Source organism: Mesorhizobium sp. P3_A2, assembly GCF_056403115.1.
The window spans coordinates 259,180-285,821 of the sequence record NZ_JBFUGC010000006.1 but is presented as its reverse complement, the minus strand read 5'-3'; the positions used below and the strand labels follow the sequence as shown (position 1 = coordinate 285,821).

General features: G+C 63.6%; 28 protein-coding genes and 1 pseudogene. 12 read left to right on the top strand and 17 right to left on the bottom strand.

The annotated features are described in order from the left end of the window. Positions 1-42 precede the first annotated feature (42 nt). The 4 genes from AC1DXM_RS16445 to AC1DXM_RS16430 all read right to left on the bottom strand — a co-directional run bounded on the left by AC1DXM_RS16445 (position 43) and on the right by AC1DXM_RS16430 (position 7,017). A complete protein-coding gene (locus tag AC1DXM_RS16445) occupies positions 43-2,997 on the bottom strand; it encodes a bifunctional [glutamine synthetase] adenylyltransferase/[glutamine synthetase]-adenylyl-L-tyrosine phosphorylase (RefSeq protein ID WP_477234224.1) in 2,955 nt (984 codons plus the stop codon). 11 nt (positions 2,998-3,008) lie between these two features. After that, a complete protein-coding gene (locus AC1DXM_RS16440; protein ID WP_477234222.1) occupies positions 3,009-4,484 on the bottom strand; it encodes a sensor histidine kinase in 1,476 nt (491 codons plus the stop codon). 107 nt (positions 4,485-4,591) lie between these two features. Further along, positions 4,592-5,263 carry a response regulator transcription factor gene (locus AC1DXM_RS16435; protein ID WP_112564197.1) on the bottom strand — a complete coding sequence of 224 codons (672 nt, stop codon included), beginning with the start codon at positions 5,261-5,263 and terminating at the stop codon, positions 4,592-4,594. Positions 5,264-5,463: 200 nt separating this feature from the next. Next, a complete protein-coding gene (locus tag AC1DXM_RS16430; protein WP_477234220.1) occupies positions 5,464-7,017 on the bottom strand; it encodes a Do family serine endopeptidase in 1,554 nt (517 codons plus the stop codon). 120 nt (positions 7,018-7,137) lie between these two features. Between AC1DXM_RS16430 and AC1DXM_RS16425 the strand changes: the two genes are divergently transcribed. Continuing rightward, positions 7,138-7,332 carry a hypothetical protein gene (locus AC1DXM_RS16425; RefSeq protein ID WP_477234218.1) on the top strand — a complete coding sequence of 65 codons (195 nt, stop codon included), beginning with the start codon at positions 7,138-7,140 and terminating at the stop codon, positions 7,330-7,332. On the opposite strand, the gene AC1DXM_RS16420 is transcribed toward AC1DXM_RS16425, so the two are convergent. The 8 genes from AC1DXM_RS16420 to AC1DXM_RS16385 all read right to left on the bottom strand — a co-directional run bounded on the left by AC1DXM_RS16420 (position 7,329) and on the right by AC1DXM_RS16385 (position 14,487). Next, positions 7,329-7,793: a cytochrome c-type biogenesis protein gene (locus AC1DXM_RS16420; RefSeq protein WP_477234216.1), complete on the bottom strand. Its 465-nt coding sequence runs from the start codon at positions 7,791-7,793 to the stop codon at positions 7,329-7,331. The genes AC1DXM_RS16425 and AC1DXM_RS16420 overlap by 4 nt on opposite strands. Beyond that, positions 7,790-9,781, bottom strand: a complete 1,992-nt coding sequence (locus AC1DXM_RS16415; RefSeq protein WP_477234214.1) for a heme lyase CcmF/NrfE family subunit — start codon at positions 9,779-9,781, stop codon at positions 7,790-7,792. The genes AC1DXM_RS16420 and AC1DXM_RS16415 overlap by 4 nt, the downstream gene beginning before the upstream one ends. 2 nt (positions 9,782-9,783) lie before the next feature. Then, positions 9,784-10,224 carry a cytochrome c maturation protein CcmE gene (gene ccmE / locus AC1DXM_RS16410; RefSeq protein WP_477234212.1) on the bottom strand — a complete coding sequence of 147 codons (441 nt, stop codon included), beginning with the start codon at positions 10,222-10,224 and terminating at the stop codon, positions 9,784-9,786. A gap of 3 nt (positions 10,225-10,227) precedes the next feature. Continuing rightward, positions 10,228-11,367, bottom strand: a complete 1,140-nt coding sequence (gene ccmI, locus AC1DXM_RS16405; RefSeq protein ID WP_477234210.1) for a c-type cytochrome biogenesis protein CcmI — start codon at positions 11,365-11,367, stop codon at positions 10,228-10,230. Between the two features lie 106 nt (positions 11,368-11,473). Continuing rightward, entirely contained in the window at positions 11,474-11,917 is a 444-nt protein-coding gene (locus AC1DXM_RS16400; protein WP_477234208.1) for a hypothetical protein, read from the bottom strand. 174 nt (positions 11,918-12,091) lie between these two features. Then, a complete protein-coding gene (locus tag AC1DXM_RS16395) occupies positions 12,092-13,513 on the bottom strand; it encodes an ATP-binding protein (RefSeq protein ID WP_477234206.1) in 1,422 nt (473 codons plus the stop codon). Next, on the bottom strand, positions 13,497-14,162 hold the full coding sequence (locus tag AC1DXM_RS16390) for a response regulator transcription factor (RefSeq protein WP_112564177.1): 666 nt from the start codon (positions 14,160-14,162) through the stop codon (positions 13,497-13,499). The genes AC1DXM_RS16395 and AC1DXM_RS16390 overlap by 17 nt, the downstream gene beginning before the upstream one ends. A gap of 64 nt (positions 14,163-14,226) precedes the next feature. Further along, positions 14,227-14,487, bottom strand: coding sequence for a hypothetical protein (locus AC1DXM_RS16385; protein ID WP_477234204.1), 261 nt, complete (start codon positions 14,485-14,487; stop codon positions 14,227-14,229). A gap of 281 nt (positions 14,488-14,768) precedes the next feature. Between AC1DXM_RS16385 and AC1DXM_RS16380 the strand changes: the two genes are divergently transcribed. Continuing rightward, positions 14,769-15,155 (top strand): ester cyclase, encoded by a 387-nt coding sequence (locus AC1DXM_RS16380; protein ID WP_477234202.1) that lies wholly within the window; start codon positions 14,769-14,771, stop codon positions 15,153-15,155. Between the two features lie 97 nt (positions 15,156-15,252). On the opposite strand, the gene AC1DXM_RS16375 is transcribed toward AC1DXM_RS16380, so the two are convergent. Then, positions 15,253-15,660: a DUF3168 domain-containing protein gene (locus tag AC1DXM_RS16375; protein WP_477234200.1), complete on the bottom strand. Its 408-nt coding sequence runs from the start codon at positions 15,658-15,660 to the stop codon at positions 15,253-15,255. Between the two features lie 281 nt (positions 15,661-15,941). Between AC1DXM_RS16375 and AC1DXM_RS16370 the strand changes: the two genes are divergently transcribed. Together AC1DXM_RS16370 and AC1DXM_RS16365 are read left to right on the top strand one after the other, a co-directional pair. Next, the gene (locus AC1DXM_RS16370; RefSeq protein ID WP_477234198.1) at positions 15,942-16,157 is read left to right on the top strand and encodes a hypothetical protein; all 216 of its coding nucleotides are present in this window, start codon (positions 15,942-15,944) and stop codon (positions 16,155-16,157) included. Between the two features lie 7 nt (positions 16,158-16,164). Then, the gene (locus AC1DXM_RS16365) at positions 16,165-16,356 is read left to right on the top strand and encodes a hypothetical protein (protein WP_477234196.1); all 192 of its coding nucleotides are present in this window, start codon (positions 16,165-16,167) and stop codon (positions 16,354-16,356) included. 23 nt (positions 16,357-16,379) lie between these two features. Here the strand turns inward: AC1DXM_RS16365 and AC1DXM_RS16360 are convergent, their stop codons facing one another. Further along, positions 16,380-16,646, bottom strand: coding sequence for a DUF1488 family protein (locus AC1DXM_RS16360; protein WP_142866625.1), 267 nt, complete (start codon positions 16,644-16,646; stop codon positions 16,380-16,382). After that, positions 16,643-16,906 carry a hypothetical protein gene (locus AC1DXM_RS16355; protein WP_477234193.1) on the bottom strand — a complete coding sequence of 88 codons (264 nt, stop codon included), beginning with the start codon at positions 16,904-16,906 and terminating at the stop codon, positions 16,643-16,645. The genes AC1DXM_RS16360 and AC1DXM_RS16355 overlap by 4 nt, the downstream gene beginning before the upstream one ends. 248 nt (positions 16,907-17,154) lie before the next feature. Here AC1DXM_RS16355 and AC1DXM_RS16350 point away from each other — a divergent pair, with 248 nt between their 5' ends. The 4 genes from AC1DXM_RS16350 (at position 17,155) to AC1DXM_RS16335 (ending at position 20,004) form a co-directional block, all read left to right on the top strand. Further along, positions 17,155-17,469 (top strand): co-chaperone GroES, encoded by a 315-nt coding sequence (locus tag AC1DXM_RS16350; protein ID WP_477234191.1) that lies wholly within the window; start codon positions 17,155-17,157, stop codon positions 17,467-17,469. Positions 17,470-17,525: 56 nt separating this feature from the next. Further along, complete coding sequence (gene groL / locus AC1DXM_RS16345) at positions 17,526-19,154, top strand: chaperonin GroEL (protein WP_477234189.1); 1,629 nt, start codon at positions 17,526-17,528, stop codon at positions 19,152-19,154. A gap of 131 nt (positions 19,155-19,285) precedes the next feature. Beyond that, the gene (locus tag AC1DXM_RS16340) at positions 19,286-19,450 is read left to right on the top strand and encodes a hypothetical protein (RefSeq protein ID WP_477234187.1); all 165 of its coding nucleotides are present in this window, start codon (positions 19,286-19,288) and stop codon (positions 19,448-19,450) included. Positions 19,451-19,644: 194 nt separating this feature from the next. Further along, positions 19,645-20,004: an SPW repeat protein gene (locus tag AC1DXM_RS16335; RefSeq protein ID WP_477234185.1), complete on the top strand. Its 360-nt coding sequence runs from the start codon at positions 19,645-19,647 to the stop codon at positions 20,002-20,004. Positions 20,005-20,170: 166 nt separating this feature from the next. Here AC1DXM_RS16335 and AC1DXM_RS16330 read toward each other — a convergent pair whose 3' ends face one another. Beyond that, entirely contained in the window at positions 20,171-21,724 is a 1,554-nt protein-coding gene (locus AC1DXM_RS16330; RefSeq protein ID WP_477234183.1) for a trimethylamine methyltransferase family protein, read from the bottom strand. A gap of 33 nt (positions 21,725-21,757) precedes the next feature. After that, a pseudogene (locus AC1DXM_RS16325) lies at positions 21,758-22,009 on the bottom strand (FAD-dependent oxidoreductase); the annotation flags it as partial. Positions 22,010-22,120: 111 nt separating this feature from the next. Here AC1DXM_RS16325 and AC1DXM_RS16320 point away from each other — a divergent pair. The 4 genes from AC1DXM_RS16320 to AC1DXM_RS16305 all read left to right on the top strand — a co-directional run bounded on the left by AC1DXM_RS16320 (position 22,121) and on the right by AC1DXM_RS16305 (position 26,278). Next, the gene (locus AC1DXM_RS16320) at positions 22,121-22,759 is read left to right on the top strand and encodes a TetR/AcrR family transcriptional regulator (RefSeq protein WP_477234181.1); all 639 of its coding nucleotides are present in this window, start codon (positions 22,121-22,123) and stop codon (positions 22,757-22,759) included. Between the two features lie 153 nt (positions 22,760-22,912). Next, positions 22,913-25,072, top strand: a complete 2,160-nt coding sequence (locus tag AC1DXM_RS16315) for a transglycosylase domain-containing protein (protein WP_477234179.1) — start codon at positions 22,913-22,915, stop codon at positions 25,070-25,072. An 80-nt stretch (positions 25,073-25,152) separates the two neighbouring features. Beyond that, the gene (locus AC1DXM_RS16310) at positions 25,153-25,737 is read left to right on the top strand and encodes a DUF1214 domain-containing protein (protein ID WP_112564152.1); all 585 of its coding nucleotides are present in this window, start codon (positions 25,153-25,155) and stop codon (positions 25,735-25,737) included. Continuing rightward, positions 25,730-26,278 (top strand): DUF1254 domain-containing protein, encoded by a 549-nt coding sequence (locus AC1DXM_RS16305; RefSeq protein WP_477234177.1) that lies wholly within the window; start codon positions 25,730-25,732, stop codon positions 26,276-26,278. The genes AC1DXM_RS16310 and AC1DXM_RS16305 overlap by 8 nt, the downstream gene beginning before the upstream one ends. Positions 26,279-26,642 lie beyond the last annotated feature (364 nt).

Here is a 26,642-nt window from a genome sequence, read left to right as displayed (position 1 = left end):
ACCCCCGATGCGATCCGAAACAGCCGTCAGCGCTTCACGCCCTCACGACCCTTTCGTACGAAGCAAAAGGTCGAAGTCCTTTCTGACCTTTTGCGACGTTTCCTTGAGATGTGCTTCCAGCACACCGAAATCCGGCAGGTCAGTCACCGCCAGAAGCAGATCCGACAATCCCGGCGGAACGTCGTCACGTTCGAAGGCACCGGTGAGGCAAAGCCGCGTCATCTGGGTCAGCGCCAGATAAAGTTGGTAGGCTTCGCAAAGCTCTTGCCTGACATCGGCGTCAACGAAATCCGGCACCAGATGCGACAGGATTTCGCCGGTAGCGGTCAGCCTTCCGCCGGCTTCGACCTGACCGGTGATGACGGCCACCTGCGCGATGAATTCGAGGTCTATCAGGCCGCCCGGGATCAGCTTGATGTCCCAGAGATCGCGCGGCGATTTTTCCTTCTCGATCAGCGCGCGCATCTCGGATGCCTCGGCCTTCACCTTGTCGACATCGCGCGGCAAGGCCAGAAGTGCCGCCACCTCGGTTTCGACCTCGGCGCACAGTGCCGCGTCGCCGCCAATGGCGCGGGCCCGGGCCAGCGCCATGTGCTCCCAGGTCCAGGCTTCCTGGCGCTGGTATTTCTTGAAGGCGTCGACATGGGTCGCCACCGGCCCTTTGTTGCCGGATGGCCGCAAGCGCAGGTCGAGTTCGTAGAGCACGCCCTCGGCGGTCGGCGCAGAGACGGCTGCGATCAACCGCTGCGTCATCCTGGTGTAGTAATGCGACGGCGCCAGCGGCTTGTCGCCGTCGGATTCTTCGGCATCGGCGTCGTGGTCGTAGAGCAGGATGAGGTCGACGTCTGAGCCGGCCGTCAATTCGCGGCTGCCGAGCTTGCCCATGCCGAGCAGCGACACCGTGCCGCCGGCGATACGGCCATGGCGGAGTGCGAATTCGGCCGTCACTGCCTGCAGTGCGGCGTCGATGGTCAGGTCGGCGAGGTCGGAAAAGGCACGGCCAGCACGGCTCGGGGTGATCGAGCCGGCGAGCAGGCGTACACCGATCAGGAACTTCTGCTCGGAGGCAAAGATGCGCAGACGGTCGAGCACGTCCTCATAGGCCCTGTCGCCTTCGATGAAAGCCGCAAGCCGCGCCGACAGATAGGCGCGGTTGGGCAGTTCGTTCAGCAGCGCCGGGTCGAGCAGACCGTCGAAGACATGCGGGTGCTTGGTGATGATTGCAGCCAGCCGGGGCGCGGCACCCATGATGGTCGCCATCAGCTTCAGCAAAGCGGGATTGGACTGCAGCAGCGAAAACAGCTGGATGCCGGCGGGCAGACCGGCGAGGAATTCGTCGAAGCGCACCAAAGCCTTGTCGGCCCGGCGCGTCTGGCCGAAGGCTTTGAGCAGCGCCGGTGTCAGTTCGGTCAGCCGCTCACGCGCTTCAGCCGACTGGGTGACGCGGTAGCGGCCGAAATGCCAGCCGCGAATGACGCGGCAGATGTCGCTCGGCCGCTTGAAGCCGAGCCCGTGCAAGGTCCGCAGCGTGTCAGGATCGTCGACATCGCCGGTAAAGACCAGATTGCCGACGCCTGCCGACAGTTCCGGAGCTGTTTCGAACAGCGCAGCGTAATGGCGCTCGACCTCATGCAAAGCCGCGCGAAAAGTTTCGGAAAATTTGGCGGCGTCGGCAAAGCCCAGCATATGAGCGATGCGTTCCAGCCCTTCATCATCGTCCGGCAGGATGTGCGTCTGCTCGTCGGCGACCATCTGGATGGCATGTTCGACGCGGCGCAGGAACCAGTATTGGCGGGTGAGCGTGTCGCGGGCATCGGCGGTGATCCAGCCGCGCGCCGCCAGCGCACCCAGCATCGGCACGGTCTCGCGTCCGCGCAGTTCGGGAAAACGGCCGCCGGCGATCAGCTGCTGGGTCTGGACGAAGAACTCTATCTCGCGAATGCCGCCACGGCCGAGCTTGACGTTGTGGCCCTTCACCGCGATCTCGCCATGGCCCTTGTGGGCATGGATCTGGCGCTTGATCGAATGGACGTCGGCGATCGCGGCATAGTCCATGTATTTCCGCCAGACATAGGGCTGTAGCTCCCGCAGGAACGCGTCGCCGGCGGCGAGATCGCCGGCCACCGGGCGCGCCTTGATCATGGCGGCACGCTCCCAGTTCTGCCCGCGCGCCTCGTAGTAGCGGAGCGCTGCCTCGACCGGGATCGCCAGCGGCGTCGAACCGGGATCGGGACGGAGTCTCAAATCGGTGCGGAAGACATAACCGTGTTCGGTGCGGTCCTGGAGGATGCGCACCAGCCTGCGGGTCAGACGCGCAAACAGCTCGGTGGCATCGAGCGGATCGACGATCGCCGGCGCTTCCGGATCGAAGAAGACGACAAGGTCGATGTCGGAGGAAAAATTCAGTTCATGGGCGCCGAGTTTGCCCATGCCGAGCAGAATCCAGCCGGACTGCTGCGCCGGATTGTTGGGGTCCGGCAATTTGAGCTTGCCCTGGCTGTGCGCCTCGCGCAGCAGGAAGTCGACCGCCGCGCGGGTGCAGGTGTCGGCGAGGTTGCTGAGACGCCTGACCGTCAGCGCGGTTTCGGCCTCGCCGGAAAGGTCTGCGAGCGCGATCAGGAAGTGAGCTTCCCCCTTCCACTGCCTGAGCTCCATCATCAGGCTGGATTCGGAAACGGCATCCGTAAAGGCCGCAGTACCGATGGCGTCGCTAATGCTGGCCAGCCTGGCCTCGACACCATCATCAAACAGCGCGTCGAGGATTTGCGGACGGCGGCGCGCGACATCGCGCAGGAAGGGTGAGAGGTCGAAGACGGCAGCGAGGAACTCCTGTGCCGCACCCTTGCCGCCCAAAAATTTCGCCAGCCGCGGCAGGTTCTCGTCCTCGGCGTCGGCTGCGAGCACCGACAGTTCGCGCCGGGCGCGGCTCCTGTCCAGCGGCGCGAGCTTTGCCGCCAGTTGAAGCTGCCATTCGGTCTCGATCGGTTTCGCAGCCATTCTCACCGCCATCAATGGTCCTCCCGCGCGGGGAAACTCATGATAACGGACAATCCGGGATTGGCGGGCAGAAGTTCGAGCTTGCCATTGTGGAACGTCATGATCGCCTTGGCGAGGCTGAGGCCGAGGCCGGACCCCGGCTGCGAGCGGCTCTTTTCCAGCCGCACGAATCGCTCGGTCACCCTGGCGCGGTCGGCATCGTCGGGGATGCCCTGGCCATTGTCGGCGACGGAAAGCCGTATGTCGTGACCGAGGCGTTGGAGCGTCACATGCACTGCCGGCTTTTCGGTCGAATCGGTGGAGTATTTGATCGCATTGTCGACAATGTTGGACAGCGCCTGGCCGATCAGCTCGCGATTGCCGTTGACGGCGAAATCCCCCTGGATATTCGTCTCAAGTGCGACACCCGCCTCCTCCGCCACCGGCTCGTAGAGTTCGACCACATCGCGCACTGCGGCGGCGAGATCGACCTTGCTGGTGCTTTCCGAGGAATAGCCCGCCTCTAGCCTGGAGATCATCAGGATGGCGTTGAAGGTCTTTATCAGCTGGTCGGACTCGGCAATCGTGCCTTCCAGCGCCTGCCGGTAGTCGGTGGTCTTGGGCTTGCCCGAAAGCGTAGCCTCGGCGCGGTTGCGCAGCCTGGTCAGCGGCGTCTTCAAATCATGGGCGATGTTGTCGGAGACCTGCTTAAGGCCTTCGTTGAGCGTCGCGATCCTGGCCAGCATGGTGTTGAGGTTCTCCGACAGGCGGTCGAACTCGTCGCCGGCACCGGTCACCGGCAGCCTGCCGGTGAGGTCGCCGCCCATGATGCGGCGGCTCGCCTCCGAGACGCTGTCGATGCGCTTCAGCGCCGCGCGGCCGACAAAGAACCAGATCAGCAGCCCGCCCAGTCCCATCATGCCGAGCGCCAGCATCAGGGCGCGGCGGATGACGGCACGGAAGCGCTCGGGCTCGCCGAGATCGCGGCCGACAAGCATTATCATCTGGTTGGGTAGCCTGAGCACCAGGGCGATGGCGTTGTGGCCCTTCTCGCCTTCCACCTGAATTTCGGGCTCGCCGGGCTGCGCCCCGTTGGGGTCGGCAGCCTGATTGCGCTGCCGCTCGAGCTCGCCCTCGCCGAAGCGCCGGTAGGAGAATGGCTCGGTCGTCCAGCCGTCGGTCTCGAGCACGCCCGGCTCCAGGCTTTGCACGTTGCCGGTCAGGATCTGGCCGTTGGCATCGGCGATCAGATAGAGGTTGGCGCCGGGCTGGCGCGAGCGCTGCTCGACGACGCGCACCAGCACCGGCAGGCCGCCGCGCTGATAGGCTCGCGCCAGGCCCAGCACCTCGTCATTGATCGTCTGCTGGGTCTGGCCGGTCAGCATGCGCGCCGACAGCGACGTCATGTAGAAGACGAGCAGCACGGCGCAGAGCGCAAAAAGCAGGAAATAAAGCGCCGAAAGCCGCGCCGCCGTCGTTCTCATGATGGCCGGCAAGGAAAGGGCCATGGATGTCTAGATCATGATGAGATTTGGTTGAAATCTCATCATGATCTACCCCTTTGTTGGAGCATGATCTTTTCCAAAAACCGGTACCCACTTTTTGGGATCATGCTCTAGCTCTTCAGCATATAACCGGCGCCGCGGACGGTGTGCAGGATCGGCTTGTCGAAACCCTTCTCGATCTTGCCGCGCAGCCGCGAGACATGCACGTCGATGACGTTGGTCTGCGGATCGAAATGATAGTCCCAGACATTTTCGAGCAGCATGGTGCGTGTCACCACCTGGCCGGCATGGCGCATCAGATATTCGAGCAGGCGGAATTCGCGCGGCTGCAGCGTGATCTCGCGCGCCGCGCGCTTCACGGAATGGGAGAGACGGTCGAGTTCGAGGTCGCCGACCCGGTAGACGGTTTCGGCTTCCCTGGCGCTGGCGCGGCGGTTCAGCACCTCGACGCGGGCGAGCAACTCGGAAAAGGCGTAAGGTTTGGTCAGATAGTCGTCACCGCCGGCGCGTAAGCCCGTGACGCGGTCATCGACCTCGCCCAGCGCCGACAGGATCAGCACCGGCGTGGTGTTGCCGCGCGAGCGCAGGCCGGCAATGACGGAGAGCCCGTCGCGGCGCGGCATCATACGGTCGACCACCATCACGTCATAGTCGCCGGCATCGGCAAGCGCGAAGCCGGTTTCGCCGTCGCCGGCGACATGGGCGGTGTGTCCGGCCTCGGTAAAGGCCTTCTGCATGTAGTCGGCCGCCTCGCGATCGTCCTCTATGACGAGAATCTTCATAGAGCCGTTATACGCGATTTCGCTGGAAGATTGAGGGGCCGCCATGAGCGTGAAACTTTGCTGTTAGAGCGGCAGCGGGCGATGGGGGCCCGCTGCCGCCGGGGGCAGAACACGATGACTGACTAACGCGTTCGGCCCCTTGCTTTCCCGTGCGGCGGCTCGGGGGTGTTGAAATCGCCGCACTGGAAAAGTGTTCGATGTCAGCCCTTGGCGACCGGAAGCGCGACGAAGCGGTTCGAGTCATCGCGGGTGATCTGCATCAGCACCGCCTTGCGGCCTGACTTGACCGCATCGGCCATCGCCTTGGCGACGTCCTCGGTGCCGTTCACCTCCGTCGAATTGACCGAGGTGATGACATCGCCGGGCTGGATGCCGCGATCGGCGGCATCGCTGTCGGGGTCGACATCGGTCACCACCAGACCCTTGCCGTTCTCCGACTTGGTGACGGTGAGGCCGAGATCGGACAGCGCGGCCGGCTTTGCCGGTGCTGCGGGCTGCTGCGGGTCGGCCGAGGCCTGCTTGTCGCTCGAGGGCAACGTGCCGAGATCGACCTTGATCGTCTCGCTCTTGCCGTCGCGCCACACCGTGACGTCGACCGACTTGCCGGGCGAGTAGGCGCCGATCAGACGGGCCAGTTCCTTCGGCGATGCAACGTCCTTGCCTTCGACCTGGGTGATCACGTCACCGGCGGTGATGCCGGCCTTCTTGCCGGGACCGCCGTCCTGGGCGCTGGAGACCAGTGCCCCGTTCTGCGACTTCAAGCCCAGCGATTCGGCGATATCCGACGTGACCGGCTGGATTTCGACGCCGAGCCAACCACGCTGCACCGAGCCGCTCTTCATCAGATCCTGCACAACCTGCTTGGCGGTCGAGGCCGGAATGTCGAAGGCGATGCCGACGCTGCCGCCCGAGGGCGAGAAGATCGCGGTGTTGATGCCGACGACCTGGCCGTTGAGGTTGAAGGTCGGTCCGCCAGAATTGCCGCGGTTGACCGAGGCGTCGATCTGGATGAAGTCGTCATAAGGGCCGGCGCCGATGTCGCGGCCACGGGCCGAGACGATGCCGGCGGTGACAGTGCCGCCGAGGCCGAACGGATTGCCGACGGCCACCACCCAGTCGCCGACGCGAACCTTGGAATCGTCGGCGAAATCGACATAGGTGAACTTGCCGACGCCGTCGACCTTGAGCACGGCCAGATCGGTGCGCGGATCGGTGCCGATCAGCTTGGCGTCGAGTTCCTTGCCGTCATTCATCACCACGGTGAAGGCAGAGCCTTCCTCGACGACATGGTTGTTGGTGACGAGATAGCCGTCATCGGAGATGAAGAAGCCCGAACCCTGCGCCACCGGGCGGGGCTGGTCGTTGTTGTGGTCGCGATGGCTGAAGCGACGGTTGCCGCCGCCTTGGCCGTTCTGATCGCCAAAGCCGCGGAATTGCTTGAAGAACTGGCGCAGCTGCGGATTGTCGGGCAGGTTGTTCATGCCGTCCGGATCATCGGACTGTTCGGAACCGTCATCGGCGGCAGGTTCGATCTTGGCCTTGACCTTGACGCTGACCACGGCCGGCGAAACGCGCTCGACGACATCGGCAAAGCCCGGCACCTGCGGCGCTTCGACCCGGACGGCGTCAGCCAGAACAGGGGCCGTGCCGGTGGCAACGGCACCGAAGCCGATGGCGCCGGCAATGGCGAGCGAAGCGGCGGCGGCCAACAGGCGCTTGCGGGTGCGGGAATATGAATTGGGGGCAATAGACATGGATTTGTATCCTCTTTTCACTGGATGCGGCTCAGGCAGAGCATCCTCGGACAAGAGGAATAGCGAGGCGCACATTACGGCGCCATTTCCGAAGCATGAAAGTTTTGTAATGTTGGCGGCATGAGGGAACGCACGAATCGACGCAGCAAATCCTTGGCGGTTTCGGCCGATCTGGCCGATACCATCGAAGGCATCAAACGCAGTTTGGCCGACGCGTCGGCTGGCCGTGTCGTCTCCCATGACGATGCCATGGCGGAAATTGACGCCGTCATCGAAGCGGCGGAAGCCAAGCGCCCGAAGGAATGGCCGAGCTAATCGCTCAGCATCTTGTCCAGCGCCGCCTGTTCCTCGGCGCTCAGCGCCTTGGTTGCCAGCGAGCGGCGGGAGCGGGTGGTGACCACTATGAAAATGCCGCCGATCAGAAGCAAAAGCACCGGCGTGCCCCAGAGCAAGGCGTTGCGCGGGCTGAAGCGCGGCTTCAACAGCACGAACTCGCCGTAGCGCGACACGATATAGTCCATCACCTGCTGATCGGTATCGCCGGCAACGAGGCGCTGGCGCACCAGGATGCGCAGGTCACGGGCAAGGTCTGCATCCGATTCGTCGATCGACTGGTTCTGGCAGACCATGCAGCGCAGGCCTTCCGACAAGACACGCGCCCGCGCTTCGAGCGCCGGGTCGGCGAGAACCTCGTCCGGTTTCACCGCTTGCGCCGCGCCGGCGAACAGCAGCACCAGCAGCAGGACGAGCGAGGCTAGCGAGAACCTGGTGCTCACGGCACGCCTGCCGACGGCATGGCGGTTGCCGGCTTGCGGCGGCGCGAGGGCGCGCCGACACGCAGGCGGCGGTCGAACAGCGACATTGCCGCGCCCGCCATCATCACGAGAGCACCGCCCCAGATCAGTGTCACCAGCGGCTTCCACCACAGGCGCACGACGACCGAACCGTCGGTGCCCTCGTCGCCGAGCGACAGATAGAGCTGGCTGAAGCCGATCGTCTCGATGCCGGATTCGGTCGTCGTCGTCTGCCGCACCGGAAAGAAGCGCTTGGCCGAGGTGATTTCAGCCGCAATGCCGCCATCGGCACCGATCAGCGAAAAGCGGCCGCGGTCCTCGCTGTAGTTCGGGCCCTGCGCGGGGTAGAGCCCCTCGAAGCGCAGCGTGTGGCCGGAGAGTTCAACGCTCTCGCCGGCATGCATCGACAGGATTTTTTCGGTGCCGAAGCATAGCGTGCCGACAATGCCGAGCGTAGTCAGCCCAAGGCCGAGATGGGCCAGTGCGGTGCCGAACACCGAGCGCGGCAGGCCGGCGAAACGCCGCAGCATGATGGCCGGCGACACATTGCCGAAGCCGGATTTGACGGCAAGGTCGGTAAGCGCGCCGCAGACCAGCCAGCAGGCGAGGCCGACGCCGAGGGCGGCGAACACCGACGCGCCGTCGATGAACAGACCGGTGACCAGCATCGCCAGCAAGGCGGCGGAGAAGGCCGCCATCAGACGCTGGGCGACGGCATAGAGGTCACCGCGCTTCCAGGCGAGTAGCGGCCCAAAGGGGACCAGGACCAGCAGCGGCACCATCAGTGGGCCGAATGTCAGGTTGAAGAACGGCGCGCCGACCGAGATCTTGCCGGCCGAAAGCGCCTCGACCACCAGCGGATAGAGCGTGCCGACGAGCACGGTGGCGGTGGCCGTTGTCAGGAACAGATTGTTGAGCACCAGCGCGCCTTCGCGCGAGATCGGGTGGAACAGGCCGCCGGCCGTAAGCCTGGAGGCGCGCAGCGCAAACAACGCCAGCGAGCCGCCGATGAACAACGTCAAGATGCACAGGATGAAGATGCCACGCGTCGGGTCGGTGGCAAAGGCATGCACCGAGGTGAGCACGCCGGAGCGCACCAGGAAGGTGCCGAGCAGCGACAGCGAGAAGGTGAGGATGGCGAGCAGCAGCGTCCAGATCTTGAGCGCCGAGCGCTTCTCCATGACGATCGCCGAATGCAAGAGCGCGGTGCCTGCCAGCCACGGCATGAAGGAGGCGTTTTCGACCGGGTCCCAGAACCAGAAGCCGCCCCAGCCGAGTTCGTAATAGGCCCAGTAGGAGCCCATGGCGATGCCGCCGGTCAAAAACATCCAGGCGACAAGCGTCCATGGCCGCACCCAGCGCGCCCAAGAGGCATCGATGCGGCCTTCAATGAGGGCCGCGACCGAGAAGGAAAAGCATATGGAGAAGCCGACATAGCCGAGATAGAGCAGCGGCGGATGGATGGCGAGGCCGAGATCCTGCAGGACCGGGTTGAGATCGCGGCCTTCGATCGGCGCCGGATTGAGCCGGATGAACGGATTGGACGTCGCCAGGATGAACAGGAAGAAGGTGGCGCCGATCGCCCCTTGCACGGCCAGCACATTGGCGCGCAGCGTTGCCGGCAAATTGGAGCCGAAGACGGCGACCAGCGCGCCGAAGAAGGTCAGGATCAGCACCCAGAGCAGCATCGAGCCTTCGTGATTGCCCCAGGTTCCGGTGATCTTGTAGATCAGCGGCTGCAGCGAATGCGAGTTTTCCCAAACGCTGGCCACCGAGAAATCGGAGGCGGCATAGGCGCCGGCAAGTGCTGCGAAGGAAAGCGCTGTGAGCGCAAAGCCGGTGACGGTGACCGGGCCGCCGACAGCCATCAGCCTCTGATTGCCGGTACGGGCGCCGATGAGCGGCACCAGCGTCTGCACCAGCGACAGGGCGAAGGCGAGGACGAGCGCGAAATGTCCGGTCTCAACCATTGTCAGTTCGTGCTTTCCTGCCAGACGCCCTTGGCCTTCAGCCCATCGGCCAGTTCCTTGGGCATATAACGCTCGTCATGCTTGGCCAGCACGCTGTCGGCGACGAAGACGCCATCCGTTCCGAAAGCGCCTTCGGTGATGACGCCCTGCTCCTCGCGGAACAGATCGGGCAGGATGCCGGTATAGGAGACCTTGACCGATTTGTGGGTGTCGGTCACCGAGAACGCAACCGTCGCGCCCTGCCCGCGCACGACCGTGCCCTTTTCAACCAGGCCGCCGAGCCTGATGCGCTGTCCCGGCTGGACGCGGGCGGTGGTCAGGTCGGCAGGCATGTAGAAATACGAAGCTTTTTGGCCGAGCGAATAGAAGGTCAGGCCGGTGGCAGCGCCGAGGAAGGCCAGCCCTCCGACAATCACCGACAATCGCTTCTGCTTGCGCGTCATGCCCTACTCCGTCGCCGTCAGGCCGAGCGAGGCGGCAAAGGCGGTGAATTTCTTCGCTTCCTCACTATCGGCGCCGAAAACGGCAATACCGCGATGCAGCGCGTCGCGCGCCTGGTCGGCCTTGCCCAGCACCACATAGGAACGAATGAGCCGCATCCATCCTTCCGTGTCGCGCGGATTTTGCCGCAGTTTTTCATCGAGACCGGCGACCATGGTGTCGATCATGGCCTGCCTGTCCTGCGGCGCCATCGACGAGGCAGCATCGACGGCTGCGGCATCGGGGCCTTTCGCGGGCTCTCCTGACGCGATGCTGCGGTTGGCGGCATCGGCCAGCGCCTGTTGGACGGCACCGCGCCATGGCGAATCCTGCGGCAGGAGGCCGAGCATCTTCTGCCAGGCAGCGGTCGCCTCCGCCAGACGGCCTTCCTGCGCCAGCGCCATGGCCAGGTAGAAAGAGGCTTTCGGGTCTGCCGGGTCGAGCCTCAACGCCTGTTCGAAAGCCGATTGCGCATCGGCCGAGACAATGCCGCCTGCAGCATTGGCGATCGCCTCGCCGAGACCAGCCTCGCGGGCAGCGGTGTCGCCATCGAGGCGGATGGCGTTGCGATAGGCGGTCACGGCATCGGAAAAGCGCTGCAGGCGCAGATAGATCGGGGCGAGCAAGTCCCATCCCCTGCCATCGGACGGATTGGCGGCGAGGTGGGCCTCGGCGCGCGCCACCAACTCATCGACCGAACTATCGGCCGGGTTCTTGGCCAGCCGTTCGGCAAGCGGTTGCGACGGCAAATCGGGCGAGCCAAGCTGACTGTATAGGCCCCAGCTGAGCAGCGGGACCACCAGCACCGCTGATGTCGCCACCAGCCTGGCCGCTCTCGACGGCTGCCGCGTGCCAGGCGCATCGGCTTGACTGGTATTGCCCAGGCGCAGGATGCGGCGGGCGATTTCGGCGCGCGCCTCCTCGGCTTCCGCCGGCTGGATCAGGCCGCGCGAGGCGTCACGATCAAGCTCGGCCAGTTGGTCACGATAGACTTCGAGGTCATGGTCATTGCTGGACGAAGCGCCCTTGCCGCCGCCGGTCAGCGGCAACAGCACCGCCAGGCTTGCGCCCAGCGTGAGGATTGCGGCTATGACCCAGAACAGCATGGTTCTTCCAATAGAGCGAGAGCCCTGCTCTGCCAACACGGACACGCTGCGACGCTTTGACGGCAGCGAGCAAGCAAGCCCGGTCCCAATCAGCCGGACCGGATACTCAGGTCAGCGGCGTCCAGCTGCCGTCAGCGTTGCGGCAGGCGGTGCCACGCGCAGTCTGGCCGGCCGTGCCGGTGAACACCGTATGGGTGTATTGGCGGCAATCCTGCGAGCCGACGCGATACGGCTGGGCGGCGACGACTTCGCCGGAACGGGCCGAACTGTCGCTCTTCCACGTCACCTTCTGGCCGCTCGCCGTATATTCGAGCGCCTTGTATTCCGCCTCGAGCGCCTTGCGCTTCTCGGTCTCGTTCAGGCCACTGCCGATCGATCCGCCGACGAGCCCGCCGGCCATGGCCGAAATGATCGTCGTCGCGACTTTGGCGCCTGAAGGAGGCGTCGCGGGCGGGTTGGTGATGGAGATATCCGGGCCGCCGCCCTTGCTCAGGGTTCCGCAGCCGGAGAGAGCGAGCAGTGCGGAAACGAGCGCAACGCGAATCTTCATGCCAACAACCGGTTTTCTTGAACGGGATGCGCTTGGGGCCGCGTCATCGGGGATGTCTGCTGGCCATAGTATTGATATTTGTCGGAAATTTGGCCGTTTGCCGACCATCCGAGGAGCAATCGACAGGTTGCCTTAACATAGGCGCCCAGCCATGTCGATTGGCCCTGGAAATGATCATTGCAGGCTCCGCAAGCGCACCACCGCCTTCAGCCCGCCCATGGCGGAGCGGTCCAGCGCCAGCGCCCCGCCATACTCGTTGACGAGGTCGGCGACAATGGCAAGTCCGAGCCCGGTGCCCGGCTTGGTCTCGTCGAGCCGCCGGCCGCGTTTCAGCGCATCGCGCGCCTTGTCCTCGGGAATGCCAGGGCCGTCATCCTCAATTGATATCTCGAACAGGCCGGCGGCGCCGGCCGGCGAGACGGACACGGCGACAGTGCTCTTTGCCCATTTCATGGCATTGTCGAGCAAATTTCCGAGCAGTTCCTCAAGATCCTCGCGCTCGCCGGCAAAGACGATATCGGCGGCCGGCAAGACAAGCGACAGACTGACATCAGGCTTCAGCTTTTGCAGCACACGCACCATGCGCTGCACCAGCGGCGACACCGGCGTGCGGTAGACGACGCTGTCGCGCTGCGCGGCGACACGGGCCCGCTGCAGATAGTGATCGACCTGCTTCTGCATCGAGGCGGCCTGGTCGGCAATGAGCTGGCCCTTGGCGCCGCCGAGCGCCCGCCCCTCATTGATCAGCACGGCGAGCGGCGTCTTCAGCGAATGGGCGAGATTGCCGACCTGCGTGCGTGAGCGCTCGACGATGCGCTTGTTGTTTTCGATCAGCGCATTGGTCTCGTTGGCGAGCGGCTCGATCTCGGCGGGGAACTGGCCGTCGAGCCGCTGCGCCGTGCCCTCGCGGACCATTGCAAGCGCGTTGCGGACCCGGCGTAGGGGCTGCAGGCCAAGCAGGATGGCGATCGCGTTGATGGCGATCATGCCGACGCCGAACAGGCTGAGATAGGTTAAGAGGCGACCCTGGAAGGTGGCGATCTCCTGCTCGAGCTCGGTCTTGTTGCCCATGACGCGGAAGCGCGCGGCGCGGTTCTTGGCATCGAGGACGAATTCGCTTTCGAACACTTGCAGTTCCTCGTCGCGGATGCCGTCGGTGGAATAGCTGCGCTGGAAACTGGAATTGAAAGGCACCTCGGCTACGGTTGGCGACGGGATCGTCGTGGTCATAGAGGACGAATGCAGGTTGCCATGCACCCCTTCGGAAGCCGGCTCCACCGACCAGTACCAGCCTGAATTCGGCTCCGAGAAGCGCAGGTCGCCGAGGTCGGGAGCACCGGTGAGCTGGCCGGATTCGGAAACGCCGACGGAGCCGATCAGGTTGAACAGGTGCGCCGACAAGAGGCTGTCGAAGCCGCGCTCGCTGGCCTGGCGGTAGAGCGTAGTGATCAGGGTGAAGATGACGATCAGGGTGAGGATCGCCCAGATGGTGGAAAAGCCGATGACGCGGAAGGCCAGCGAGCGCGGCCAGAGCCGTGCCGAAAAAGGCTTCCTTGCTGGTATGGGGAGCGGTTCCGCCTTACGCCTCCGGCTCACGCATGCGATAGCCCATGCCGCGCACGGTTTCGATCATGTCGATGCCCATCTTCTTGCGCAGCCGGCCTACGAAGACCTCGATGGTGTTGGAATCGCGGTCGAAATCCTGGTCGTAAAGATGCTCGACCAGTTCGGTGCGCGACACCACCTCGCCCATATGGTGCATAAGATAGGCCAGCAGTCGAAACTCGTGCGAGGTCAGCTTCAGCGGCTGACCGTCGACATCGGCCTTGGAGGCCTTGGTGTCGAGGCGCAGCGGCCCGCAAGTGAGTTCGGATGAAGCATGGCCGGCGGCGCGCCGGATCAGCGCCCTCACCCGCGCCAGCACCTCCTCGATGTGGAACGGCTTGGTGACATAGTCGTCGGCGCCGGCGTCGATGCCCGATACCTTGTCGCTCCAGCGGTCGCGCGCGGTAAGGATCAGCACAGGCATCTTGCGGCCGTTGCGACGCCAGCGCTCGACGACGCTGATGCCGTCCATCTGCGGCAAGCCGATGTCGAGCACGACGGCGTCGTAAGGCTCGGTGTCGCCGAGGAAATGGCCCTCCTCGCCGTCATAGGCGCGGTCGACGACATAGCCGGCATCGACCAGCGCGTCGGCCAGCTGCCGGTTCAGATCCTTGTCATCTTCGACAACGAGTACGCGCATGATTGGTCTGGCCTGTTGATGTCTCAGATATAGGCCGATTCCGGCGGCCTGGGAAACAATGGGGTCAGTTCGCCGGGACGACGATCTCGGAACGGCGCGGGCGCTGACCGTTCTTGCCAGGAACGAGCACGACGATGATGCAGACCTCCTGGCCGCCACGCGTCGACTGCGAGGCCTTGGCCAGTGTGCCGCCATTCTGCTCGGCAACCTGCTGGCCGATCGCGTAGCAGTCGGCCGCCGCCGCCGGCGTCGCCTGCGACGCCAACACGCCGGCGATGCCAAGCGCCAGTGTCGCGGTTCTGAAATGAGAGCGAAGCGTTTTCATGGTCGGCGTTGTAACGCAACTGTGCTGAACGTGAAATGAACGGTGAATGGTTGAAAATCCATCCCCGCAATATCCCCTGCGCGCGAAACGAATGAATGCGATCTTGCCGCCCAGTCCCCCCAGACCGGGCGTGGGATTCATAGCCGGAAAACCTGCTGCGCGGCTATGGTTTTTGCGAGGAGGTTCTCAGGTCGGAGGTAGATTGGGAACAGGTCAAGGCGCGACCATTCCGAAGGGGCGCCCTAATTAGCGTAGGAAACGCCAAACCATCGGAGTGGGCCATGACGGAAAATGAGCTTGCCGACCTCTACCGGGGCTACATCGCCTGCCTGAATGACCAGGACTGGGCCAATCTCGGAAAGTTCGTCGGCAATGAAGTTCAGCACAATGGCGAAATGCTCGGCCTTTCAGGTTATCGCCGCATGCTCGAAGGCGATTTCGAGGCCATTCCCGATCTCGGTTTCAACATCGAACTGCTGGTCTGCCAGCCACCGCGCGTGGCGGCGCGCCTGCATTTCGACTGTCATCCCAAGGGAATGCTGTTCGGCCTGCCGGTGAATGGCAAGCGCGTGTCGTTCGCCGAGAATGTTTTCTACGAATTCGGAGACGGTCGCATTCGCGAGGTGTGGTCGGTCATCGACAAGGCCGAGATCCAGGCGCAGATTTAGAGCAATTCTAGGAAAAGTGTGAAGCGCTTTCCCTTGGGAATTGCGTCAAACAAAGAGATAGAGCGGTTCGCCGTTTCCGTGAAACGGTGAAAAGGCTCTAGGTAGCGCTCTGCGTGATGGCGCGAATTCGCAGCAGCCCGTGATGGAGCGCGAGGTCCTCGTCGTAGCGCGCCTCGGCGAACTCTAGGGACAGTCGGGTCTGGTCGCGCGAGCCGGTGGCGAATGCAGCGCCGTCGAGGCGCGCCCGGATGCTGTCCATGATCAGACGCGTCTCGGCCTCGCCTTGCGCCTTCGACCAGACATGCAGCGTGATCAGCTGGTCGTCATCATTGTCGGCACCGGTGTCGAGATCGAAAGCGCTGGTCCGGCCATAGGTGACATAGGGGAAAGCGGCACTGTCGGCCGCCTGCTCGCGCAACCCGGCGCCGCCGAGCAGCGCCGTCAGGGAGGCGTCGCTCTTCAATCTCATGAACAAGGCTTGCAGCAAATCGCCGGGCGCCGTCATCCTCGTCTCCGTTCGCCTGTCACGCCTAAGAGCATGATGTCATCCGAAAATCGCGTCACACTTTTCGGCATCATGCTCTGGAACAAACCTCATGCTCGCCGGCAGTTTCGCGCGCAACCTAACTGCGTTGCACCGGTTTCGCCAGATGACGACCGCCCCGACGCACGTTGCGAATCGGGTGGCATGGGCGTTTCACGGACCGGTTTCTATTTGGCATGCAGAGAGTTTCAAGAAGGGTGTTATGAGGAGGCCTGTTTTCTCCGACAATTCGAGGTCATTTCATGCGAACGCCATCGCTGCTGCCGGCTTTTGGAAAGCTCGGCGTCAAGCCGCCGGTCGTGATTGCGGCAGCACCCACACTGTCCAAGAGCATGAAGAGCGCAGCTTTGCGCATGCGGAAGGTTCTTTCCGCGCATGGCGGCCTGATCTTGAAGCTGTCGGTGCTGGTGTGGACGATCCTGATCCTGGCAGCGGCATTTTTCATGTCACGGGCCTGACGCCGCGATGGCAAACCGCTACGCCTTGCGCATGGACCAGCCGGAGAGCTGGACTATCTTCGATATCTTCACCGGCCAGCCTGTCGAGCTCAAGCATCAGGTCATGGTCGGCATGAATGTGCGCGATGCCGAAGCGATGGCCGACCGCCTGAACAGCCGGGACGTCAAGCGGCGGGCAAAAGCCGACCGCAAATCCTGATCCAGGTCGATCACGGCCGAGCGTTAGCTGAAATCCGCGGCGGTGAGCACATAGATGCTCTTGCGGGTGCGGGCATAAGCCTTGCTGGCAATGTCATGGATGGAGTTGGACGCCGTATCGAAGGCCGCCAGATAGGTGGCTTCCGAGGTCGCCGTCCCAGATGGCGCCTTCGAGATTGCATCGGCAGCGACAGAGAAGGAAATCTGGAACATGCCGTCATGGCCGACAAAGCGGATACGCTTGCCGGCCTCGTCATAACTGCGGCTTGGATTGGGGAATGTCAGGCTCATGACTTGGCTTCCTTGGGTGCGGCGGCGGCTTTCTTGACTGCCGCCCGCTTCTTCTTCGGTGTCGGGTTCAGGGCTTCCTCAACGCGGTCGGCCTCTTCCTTGGCCAGGCGCAATCCCCTGAGCCTCGCGGTCTTGATCTCCCTGGCCCTCGCCTCGGACATGTAGTCGGAGGTTGCCTTGTTGCGCTCGGCCGTCTTCTTCTGCTTGTCCATGAAGCGGGCCTCAGCTTTTTCCATGATACTCTGATTGCCGTCGGCCATCGCTTAAATCTCCCTTGTGCCTGAAACCGTTGAAATGAAACTCTCCATATAAATAGTCGCTTTGGCGCAGAAATTCAATTTTTTGAATTATTTAGACGCTGCGCGAAATCTCGAAATTCGCAGGCCGCATAATACTTTTTAATATTTTGAGTTGCCCGCGAATAATTTTTGGCACTCCTATCTATCGAGTGCCAACGCGCCTATAAGAGCGGCGTGGCCGCCTGTGCCGGCCCCAGAAAGAAGTTCTCATGAAATTTCGGCCACTCCACGACCGCGTCGTCATTCGTCGCGCTGAAGGCGATACCAAATCGAAGGGCGGCATCATCATTCCCGACAATGCCAAGGAAAAGCCGCAGGAAGGCGAAGTCATCGCCGTCGGCCCCGGCGCGCGCGACGAAAACGGCGCGCTTGTTCCGCTCGATGTCAAGGCAGGCGACTTGATCCTGTTCGGCAAATGGTCGGGCACCGAGGTCAAGATCGACGGCGAGGACCTTCTGATCATGAAGGAAGCCGATATAATGGGCGTCATCGACAAGAGCGTGGCCGCCAAGAAGGCCGCCTGATCGGGCTGGCTTCGCGGCAAACTGCCCACTCCAATTTTCGAACGGGATGAACAATCATGTCTGCCAAGGAAATCAAATTCTCCACCGATGCGCGCGACCGCATGCTGCGCGGCGTCGAGCTCCTCAACAACGCCGTCAAGGTGACGCTCGGCCCCAAGGGCCGCAACGTCATCATCGACAAGGCCTATGGCGCGCCGCGCATCACCAAGGACGGCGTGACGGTGGCCAAGGAAATCGAGCTTGCCGACAAGTTCGAGAACATGGGTGCGCAGATGGTGCGCGAAGTGGCTTCGAAGACCAACGATCTCGCCGGTGACGGCACCACCACCGCCACGGTGCTGGCCGCCTCGATCCTGCGCGAAGGCGCCAAGCTCGTCGCCGCCGGCATGAACCCGATGGATCTCAAGCGTGGCATCGACCAAGCTGTCGCCGCCGTGGTCAAGGACATCAAGGCGAAGGCCAAGAAGGTCAAGTCGTCGGCCGAGATCGCGCAGGTCGGCACCATCGCCGCCAATGGCGACGTCACCGTCGGCGCCATGATTGCCAAGGCGATGGACAAGGTCGGCAATGACGGCGTCATCACCGTCGAGGAGGCCAAGACCGCGGACACCGAACTCGACGTCGTCGAAGGCATGCAGTTCGACCGCGGCTATCTCTCGCCCTATTTCGTCACCAATGCCGACAAGATGCGCGTCGAGCTGGAAGAGCCCTACGTCCTCATCCATGAGAAGAAGCTCGGCAATCTGCAGGCGATGCTGCCGATCCTCGAGGCGGTGGTGCAGAGCGGCCGGCCGCTGCTGATCATTTCGGAAGACGTGGAGGGCGAAGCGCTGGCGACGCTGGTCGTCAACAAACTGCGCGGCGGCCTCAAGGTCGCGGCCGTCAAGGCGCCAGGCTTCGGCGACCGCCGCAAGGCGATGCTGGAAGACATCGCGGTGCTGACATCGGGCCAGATGATTTCCGAGGATCTCGGCATCAAGCTCGAAAACGTCACCATCGAGATGCTCGGCCGCGCCAAGCGGGTGCTGATCGAGAAGGACACCACCACGATCATCGACGGCGCCGGCACCAAGGCGACCATCCAGGCGCGCATCGCCCAGATCAAGGGGCAGATCGAAGAGACGACGTCCGACTATGACAAGGAGAAGCTGCAGGAGCGGCTGGCCAAGCTTGCCGGCGGCGTTGCCGTCATCCGCGTCGGCGGCGTCACCGAGTCGGAAGTGAAGGAAAAGAAGGACCGCATCGACGACGCGCTGAATGCGACGCGCGCGGCGGTCGAGGAAGGCATCGTCCCCGGCGGCGGCGTGGCTCTGCTGCGTGCCAGGTCGGCGCTGGCCGGACTGACCGGCGCCAATGAAGATGTGACCGCAGGCATTTCGATCGTGCTCAGGGCACTTGAGGCGCCGATCCGCCAGATCGCCGAGAATTCCGGCGTCGAAGGCTCGATCGTCGTCGGCAAGCTGTCCGACAGCAAGGATCACAATCAGGGCTTTGATGCCCAGAACGAGGTCTATGTCGACATGATCAAGGCCGGCATCGTCGACCCGGCGAAAGTGGTGCGCACCGCACTGCAGGATGCCGGTTCGATCGCAGCGCTTCTGATCACCGCCGAAGCCATGATCACCGACGTCCCGGCCAAGGATGCAGCACCTGCAGGCGCTGGCGGCGGCATGGGCGGCTACTGACCACCCGCCTGAAAGGCCTGCCCGGGAAAGCCGGACGGGCGTAAACAGAACAGCGGCCGCCGGGGGCATTTCCCCGGCGCGCCCAAGGATTTCCGTCAGTCAGTAGTCAGCAACGACAGGGAGATCGACAGATGATCAATTTCGCCCCGAAGCCAAATGCTGTGCCCGCGACCAAGCCGGCCGAGGAAAGCCGCTTCGATCGCATTCGCCGGCTTGCCGCCGACAAGCACAGGCAGACCGATGCCGGCACGATACGCCGCGAACCACCGAAGACCGGCGACAAGCGGCCCATGTGAGGCGCGCGCCGCATTCCCTCAAGAGGCCGGGGCTGCCTCGACCCTGTTTCGGTGTACTGCGCTATGAATTCGCAGCCATCGACCGCCTTGGGGCAGGTCCTTGAAGGTCATTTGAAGCGTAATTATATCAACAACTAAGCGTGCGGTGCACGCGAAACGTAGTGCTTTGGTCAAGCTTCTCTATGGAGGTTGTCATGGCCAATAAACTCATGGAAGGAAAACGGGCCCAGGATCTGATTAATCTGATCCTTGCCGTTTGCCTGTTCGTCTCACCCTGGGTAGTCGGCTTCGCTGCTGAAATGACTCCCGCATATAACGCCTGGATTGTCGGCGTTGTGATCGGGGCCTTGGCTGTCGCGACGCTTTCCGTATTCGCCGAGTGGGAAGAGTGGGTGAACATGGTTCTCGGACTCTGGCTGATCGTCTCGCCCTGGCTGCTTGGTTTTATGGCGAACGCAAACGCAATGGGGACCCATGTGGTTCTCGGCGTGCTGGTGGTTCTCGCATCGGCCTGGGCAGTCTGGGACTTCCGTCACCCGCACGCGCATGCGTGACCGGTGACGACAAAAGGGAGGAGCCCGGCGCGTGAGCGGCGGGCTCCGCTGATCGCTGAGAGCGATACGCCGGCCCGTGAGCCGGGCCGCGTATAGCGTGAAAAACAGGACCGCCCGGTCAATATCCCGGCGGCTCAGCAGACCATCATTGCCAGTTGCGTTCCCTTCACGAGACCGGTGCTGCCCCACCCTGTTCGGTGCGCCGCGCTATGAATTCATCGAGAATACCTGATGTAGCAGCCGCCGAAGCCGGCGGCTGGAAGTCGGCCAGCGTGCGCTTCCAGATGCCGGTGGCGCGCTCGGTGGCCGACTTCGAGCCGGACTGCGTCCAGTTGCCGAAATTCGACCAGTCGGCAACCAGTGGCTCGTAGAAGGCGGTGCGGTAGCGCGCCATGGTGTGGCCGGCGGAGAAGAAATGTCCGCCCGGCTGGACTTCGGCGATGGCCTCGAAGCCGATCGCATCCTCGTCGCCGGGTGTCGCCGCACAGAGTTCGGCGACCGTTTGCAACGCCTCGATATCGGTGATCAGCTTCTCGTAGGAGACGCTCAAACCGCCCTCCAGCCAGCCCGCGGCATGGATGCAGACGGTGGCGCCGGCAAGCACCGAGCCCCACAGCGCGAACTGCGTCTCATGCGCTGCCTGAACGTCGGAGATGTTGGCGGCACTGCCGCCACCCGAGCGCCAGGGCAGACCGGTGAAGCGCGCCAGCTGGCCGGCGCCCAGCGTCGCCTTGACATGCTCCGGCGTGCCGAAGGCCGGCGCGCCCGACTTCATGTCGACATTGGAGGAGAAAGAGCCGTACACCACCGGCGCGCCCGGCCGCACCATCTGCGCCAGCGTCAATCCGGCCAAAGCCTCAGCATGCTGCAGCGTCAATGCGCCCGCCACGGTGATCGGCGCCATGGCGCCGGCCAGGCAGAAGGGTGTGATGACAGAGACCTGGCCCGCCCTGGCAAAGTCGATGATGCCTTGCGCCATCGGGATGTCGAGCTGGCGCGGCGAGTTGGTGTTGATGACGGTGTAGCAATGGACGCCGGCAAGGAACTCGTCCTGCGACAGGCCACGCGCCAGCCGGATCATCTCAAACCCATCCTCGACCTGCGGCGTGCCGCGCGCGAAGACGAAGGGAAACTTGTCCGACAGCGTCAGCTGCGCCCGGTTGGCGGCATAGTGGCGCAACCGGTTGTCGATGTCCTGAGGTTCGATGCAGGGGCACAGCATGTGCAGCACGTCGAAATGCTGGATGAGCTTGGTCAATTCCTCGAAGGCGGCGAGCGTGCCTGGCCGGCGGCCGCGTTCGAGATCGGTGACGTTAGGCGCGCCGGCGCCGGCCAGAAACGTCATCGAGCCGAGTTCGAGCGTGAGGTCGCGGCTGCGATCGCCGGCCAGCGCCCGGATGGATTTGGGCGCCGAGGCCAGCGCGGCCGTTACGATATCGCGGCCGACGCGCACCATCTGGCTGTCCTCATCGACCAGCGCACCGGCTTTCGCGTAAATCGCGCGCGCCTCGGGCAGCAGCACCTTGATGCCGAGCTCTTCCAGCACCCGCAGCGCCGTGTCGTGGATGGCAGCGACCTGATCGTCCGAAAACACCGGCTGCGGCAGGAACGGGTTTTTGAGCGAACGATAATTCGGGTGGCGGCTCGACCCGCTGCCGGCCTCACCGGTGTGTCCGCGCCGGCGCTCACGCCTGGTCTCCCTTATGACATCATCGACCATGGCCAAAACTCCTCATTGCCGCATTGCCTTACCCAGGCCGGCGTTCCGGCCGGACTCGGCCTCGATCTCGCGATAGAGCTTGATCGTATAGTCCTGCAGGGCCGCGACATTGGGATCGGCGTTGAGGGCGTGGAAGCCGGCCGCCGCATGCCAGGTCGAACCAGCGGTCAGCTCAGCACGCTCGATCAGCGCCACCTCGCTCCAGCCGAAGCGCGCCAGATGGTAGAGCACCGAGGCGCCGACCACGCCTCCGCCGATGACGACCGCCCAATAATGCGACTTCACGGGCCTCTCCCTCCCGTTGAATGCCCACACGATACATATACTGGACACATGTGTCTAGGCACTTATGTCCAGAGCTTGCGCGATGCTGCGCGCCATGCCACTTGTGTGTCCATGATCATGATCGCACCGCAGGACGAACCGGCGCCCGGCAACATCAAGGTGACCCGCCAGGACTGGATCGATCTGGCGCTGCAGACGCTGATCTCGGACGGCATAGAGAGCGTGCGGGTGCTGACGCTCGGCCAGAAACTCGGCGTCTCGCGCTCGAGCTTCTACTGGTATTTCCAGAGCCGCCAGGACCTGCTCGACCAGTTGCTCGCCCATTGGCATGACACCAACACCAAGGCGATCGTCGAGCGCGCAAAGCGGGCGGCCGATACGATCATCATGGCCGTCATGAATGTCTTCGAATGCTGGGCCGACGAGCGCCTGTTCGATCCAAGGCTCGATTTCGCCATCCGCGAATGGGCACGGCGCTCGCACGATGTGCGCCGCGCCATCGACCAGGCCGACAACGACCGTCTTGGCGCCATCCGCGAGATGTATCGTCGCCACGGCTATGACGAGGAAGACGCTTTCATCCGGGCACGCGTCCTCTACTACATGCAGATCGGCTATTACGTGCTCGACCTCAAGGAGCCGGTCGAGGCGCGGGTCAGCCATCTCGCCGCCTATCTGCGCGCCTTCACCGGCCAGGAGCCGAGCGATGCGGATGTAGCGCATTTCATGCACTTCATCGCCGCGCGCTGATCGAATAGCGGTTGGCGGCCAACAATCCGTGCGGTGTGGCCTGGCTGCCCTTGTGAGCCGGGCTGAAATGGATGAATAGTCTTCGCCGGGTGTGCCCGCCCTGAAATTGCCCGCTTGCGGTTCTCAGGTCTTGGGTGGGGTGAGTTTTCGGGAATGGCCAGTCCTTTAGAACGACGTCCAAGGAGAAGAGGCCCGATCGCCGCAGCGCTGCTGGCGGTGGATGCGTGGATCGATTCCTCACTCTACGAAATCCGCTTCAAGGCCGGCCAGTTCTGGGAATCGGCGACCATTTTTTCGCGGCACTTCCGCGTCACCGGTTGGCGGCGCGGCATCATCGAGGTGCTGAGCGAAAGTTTCACCATGGGCGCCGGCGGCTTCGTCGTGCTCCTGGCGCTGGCCATGCCGGCCTTCCAGATCACCACAGGCGACTGGCGCAGCCAGGGCGATTTCGCCGTCACCTTCCTCGACCGCTACGGCAACGAGATCGGCCAGCGCGGCATCATCCAACGCGATTCCGTGCCGGTCGACGAGATGCCGGACCATGTCATCAAGGCAGTGCTGGCGACCGAGGACCGGCGTTTCTTCGAGCACTACGGCATCGACGTGCTCGGCCTGTCGCGCGCCATCTTCGAGAATGTGCGGGCCAATTCCGTGGTCCAGGGCGGCTCCAGCATCACCCAGCAGCTGGCCAAGAACCTGTTCCTGTCGAATGAGCGGACCTTGCAGCGCAAGATCAAGGAAGCCTTCCTGTCGCTGTGGCTGGAGGCCAATCTGTCGAAGAAGGAGATCCTGCAACTCTATCTCGACCGCGCCTATATGGGCGGCGGCACGTTCGGCATCGAGGCGGCGGCGGATTTCTATTTCGGCAAGAGCGTCAAGGATCTGAACCTCGCCGAGGCGGCGATGCTGGCCGGCCTGTTCAAGGCTCCGACCAAATACGCGCCACACATCAACCTGCCGGCTGCCCGTGCCCGCGCCAATGTGGTGCTGTCCAACCTCGTCGATTCCGGCTTCATGACCGAAGGCCAGGTGCTGCAGGCAAGGCTGCATCCAGCCGAGATCGTCGACCGCGGCGAGCAGAAGAGCCCGGATTATTTCCTCGACTGGGCCTTCGACGAGGTCAAGAAGATCGCCAAGCCCGGCCAGCATTCGCTGGTCGCGCACACCACCTTCGACGCCAACATCCAGAAGGCGGCGGAAGAATCCGTCGAATTCCACCTCCGCCAGTTCGGCAAGGAATACAACGTCACCGAAGGCGCCGTTGTAGTGATCGAGACCAATGGCGCGGTGCGCGCCATTGTCGGCGGCCGCGACTATGGCGCCAGCCAGTTCAACCGCGCCACCAAGGCGCTGCGCCAGACCGGTTCGTCCTTCAAACCTTACGTCTACGCCACCGCGATGGAGCATGGCTTCACCCCGGACTCCGTCGTCTCAGGCGGGCCGATCAGCTGGGGCGGCTGGTCGCCGCACAATTACAATGGCGGCTCGGCCGGCAATGTGACGCTGATCACGGCGATCGCCAAGTCGATCAACACCGTGCCGGTGCGGCTGGCCAAGGACTATCTCGGCATCGGTCCGATCAAGGCGATGGCGGAATCATTCGGCGTGGAATCGCCGCTGGAATCGCACAAGACCATGGTGCTCGGCACATCGGGCATGACGGTGATGGACCAGGCGACGGGCTACAGCGTGTTCGCGCAGGACGGCTTCGCCGGCTCCCGCCACGGCATTACCCAGCTCGTCACCCGCACCGGCGATGTCGTCTACGACTGGGCCAAGGATGCGCCTGCGCCGCATCGGGTGCTGTCGGAACAGGCGTTGAAATACATGAACACCATGCTGGCTGCGGTACCGGCGATCGGTACGGCGCGGCGCGCGCAGCTGCCCAACATCGTCGTTGCCGGCAAGACCGGAACGACGCAATCCTACCGCGACGCCTGGTTCGTCGGCTTCACCGGCAACTACACGGCCGCTGTCTGGCTCGGCAATGACGACTTCACCCCGACCCGCAACATGACGGGCGGTACGTTGCCGGCGATGGTGTGGCAGCGACTGATGGTCTACGCGCACCAGAACATCGACTTGAAGCCCATCCCCGGCCTCGACAAGCCTTTTGTCGACGAAGAAATCGCCGCCAAGGCCGAGGAGGCGGAGAAGAAAAATGCCGATCAGACGGCAGCGGATGCCGCCGCCGAGCGCCCGCCCGTGCTGTCCAGCCGCACGACGCAGACACTGCGCGAAATGACCAAGGTGTTCCAGGCCGCGCCCGTGCTGGTCGCACCATCGGCGCCGGAGACCTTGTCGGCGCTCTGATCCGTCATTCCACAGGGCCGCTTGCCCTGCGGCCTGCCCCGCTATATCCCCGAACGACAATTCTCTCTTCCCGGTTCTTCATGCTCAAGACCGCCTTTTTCACGCTGCTTTCGCTTGCCATTGCCATCGGCGGCGGCGGCGGCAGTGTCTGGTATGCGCTGCAGGCGCAGAGCGGTGTCGGCGCGATCAGCATCGGCCAATGGACCGCCTTCCCCGAGATCGGCACGCAAGATGCCGACCCCTATTCGAAGGCGCGCGTGGCGCGCGAGGGCGTACTGGCGCTCGGCAAGGCGGAAGGCTTGTCCTTCATCGCCGAACGCGATGCGGCCGGCGATGAGCTTCAGCGGCAATGCGACTACAGGATCGAAGGCAGTTTCCCGACCGCCCGGTTCTGGACGCTTTATGCCGCCGACCAGTCGCTCGGCGTGGTCGACACCGGCAAGCCGCGCCTGGCGGCGCTGCAATCCTACCAGGTGCTGCGCCAGCCCGACAATTCGGTGATCATTGCCGTCGGCAATCGCCCGGCGCCCGGCAACTGGCTTCTGACCGAAGGCTTTGGCCGGATGTATTTCGTGCTCACCTTCTACGACACGCCGATCGCCTCAAGCACCGGCCTTTCCGACGTGACGCTGCCCCGTATCGTCAAGGCGGGCTGCAATGCGTAGGCTGCTGCACGCCATCCTGCTCGGCCTGCTCGGTGCCGGCATCGTCCACATCGTGGTGCTTTTGCTGGTGCCGGAGTTTACCGAGCGCGACGCCTGGTCGCGGCTGGCGATGGCTTCAGACCTCTACAAGATGACCAGGCTCGACGCCGAGGCCGGCGGCGCGCCCGTGGTGAAGTCGGTCGATCCGTTGTTTTACGCCGCCGCCTGCCGCTTCGACCTTGCCGAAGGCATAGTGCGGATCAAGGCGCCGGGCAGCGTGCCATTCTGGTCGGTTTCGGTCTATGACCGCAACGGCCACAATTTCTATTCCTTCAACGACCACACCGCGACCGACAACAAGCTCGACACCGTGGTGCTGACGCCGGCGCAGATGATCGACGTGCGCCGGGAGCTTCCGGAAGACCTGCAAGGGGCGATCTTCGTCGAAGCGCCGATCGAGGAAGGCATCTTCGTCATCCGTGCCTTCGTGCCTGACGATAGCTGGAAGCCGGTTGTGTCGCAGTTCCTGGACCAGAGCTCCTGCGAACTACAGGACTACTGATTTTAGCCCCGAAGAGAGCCTGCTCAGTGGTGCGGAACAGGCGTGCTTGGTGTGCCTGGCTTGTCCGAACCGGCCGGCCGCGCCTCGCCCGCCAAGGGCGGATGCTCGTAGCGGACGCCTGGGAAAATGATCACCGCCGCCGGCGTGCCGGTGTCCTGAACTGCTCGATTGACTGGTGCCGGTCGCGGCACGAAAGACAGTACCATGCCCATGGTTCGCGTATTCCTCTCGGTTGCCCCGGAGCACAACGCAACGCCTCCAAATGTGATTAAGGCAGGCAGAGGGTTAACGGAGCGCTAACGGATCGCCGCTAATTTGATGTTTGTTCCAGACCTCACGCGAAACCGACACAGTTGCGGTTGAG

Coding starts and splice junctions, on each gene's coding strand:
- AC1DXM_RS16445 (WP_477234224.1), bottom strand. CDS start 2,997: ATGGCTGCGAAACCGATCGAGACCGAATGGCAGCTTCAACTGGCGGCA.
- AC1DXM_RS16440 (WP_477234222.1), bottom strand. CDS start 4,484: ATGGCCCTTTCCTTGCCGGCCATCATGAGAACGACGGCGGCGCGGCTT.
- AC1DXM_RS16435 (WP_112564197.1), bottom strand. CDS start 5,263: ATGAAGATTCTCGTCATAGAGGACGATCGCGAGGCGGCCGACTACATG.
- AC1DXM_RS16430 (WP_477234220.1), bottom strand. CDS start 7,017: ATGTCTATTGCCCCCAATTCATATTCCCGCACCCGCAAGCGCCTGTTG.
- AC1DXM_RS16425 (WP_477234218.1), top strand. CDS start 7,138: ATGAGGGAACGCACGAATCGACGCAGCAAATCCTTGGCGGTTTCGGCC.
- AC1DXM_RS16415 (WP_477234214.1), bottom strand. CDS start 9,781: ATGGTTGAGACCGGACATTTCGCGCTCGTCCTCGCCTTCGCCCTGTCG.
- ccmE (WP_477234212.1), bottom strand. CDS start 10,224: ATGACGCGCAAGCAGAAGCGATTGTCGGTGATTGTCGGAGGGCTGGCC.
- ccmI (WP_477234210.1), bottom strand. CDS start 11,367: ATGCTGTTCTGGGTCATAGCCGCAATCCTCACGCTGGGCGCAAGCCTG.
- AC1DXM_RS16400 (WP_477234208.1), bottom strand. CDS start 11,917: ATGAAGATTCGCGTTGCGCTCGTTTCCGCACTGCTCGCTCTCTCCGGC.
- AC1DXM_RS16390 (WP_112564177.1), bottom strand. CDS start 14,162: ATGCGCGTACTCGTTGTCGAAGATGACAAGGATCTGAACCGGCAGCTG.
- AC1DXM_RS16385 (WP_477234204.1), bottom strand. CDS start 14,487: ATGAAAACGCTTCGCTCTCATTTCAGAACCGCGACACTGGCGCTTGGC.
- AC1DXM_RS16380 (WP_477234202.1), top strand. CDS start 14,769: ATGACGGAAAATGAGCTTGCCGACCTCTACCGGGGCTACATCGCCTGC.
- AC1DXM_RS16375 (WP_477234200.1), bottom strand. CDS start 15,660: ATGACGGCGCCCGGCGATTTGCTGCAAGCCTTGTTCATGAGATTGAAG.
- AC1DXM_RS16370 (WP_477234198.1), top strand. CDS start 15,942: ATGCGAACGCCATCGCTGCTGCCGGCTTTTGGAAAGCTCGGCGTCAAG.
- AC1DXM_RS16365 (WP_477234196.1), top strand. CDS start 16,165: ATGGCAAACCGCTACGCCTTGCGCATGGACCAGCCGGAGAGCTGGACT.
- AC1DXM_RS16360 (WP_142866625.1), bottom strand. CDS start 16,646: ATGAGCCTGACATTCCCCAATCCAAGCCGCAGTTATGACGAGGCCGGC.
- AC1DXM_RS16355 (WP_477234193.1), bottom strand. CDS start 16,906: ATGGCCGACGGCAATCAGAGTATCATGGAAAAAGCTGAGGCCCGCTTC.
- AC1DXM_RS16350 (WP_477234191.1), top strand. CDS start 17,155: ATGAAATTTCGGCCACTCCACGACCGCGTCGTCATTCGTCGCGCTGAA.
- groL (WP_477234189.1), top strand. CDS start 17,526: ATGTCTGCCAAGGAAATCAAATTCTCCACCGATGCGCGCGACCGCATG.
- AC1DXM_RS16340 (WP_477234187.1), top strand. CDS start 19,286: ATGATCAATTTCGCCCCGAAGCCAAATGCTGTGCCCGCGACCAAGCCG.
- AC1DXM_RS16335 (WP_477234185.1), top strand. CDS start 19,645: ATGGCCAATAAACTCATGGAAGGAAAACGGGCCCAGGATCTGATTAAT.
- AC1DXM_RS16330 (WP_477234183.1), bottom strand. CDS start 21,724: ATGGTCGATGATGTCATAAGGGAGACCAGGCGTGAGCGCCGGCGCGGA.
- AC1DXM_RS16320 (WP_477234181.1), top strand. CDS start 22,121: ATGATCATGATCGCACCGCAGGACGAACCGGCGCCCGGCAACATCAAG.
- AC1DXM_RS16315 (WP_477234179.1), top strand. CDS start 22,913: ATGGCCAGTCCTTTAGAACGACGTCCAAGGAGAAGAGGCCCGATCGCC.
- AC1DXM_RS16310 (WP_112564152.1), top strand. CDS start 25,153: ATGCTCAAGACCGCCTTTTTCACGCTGCTTTCGCTTGCCATTGCCATC.
- AC1DXM_RS16305 (WP_477234177.1), top strand. CDS start 25,730: ATGCGTAGGCTGCTGCACGCCATCCTGCTCGGCCTGCTCGGTGCCGGC.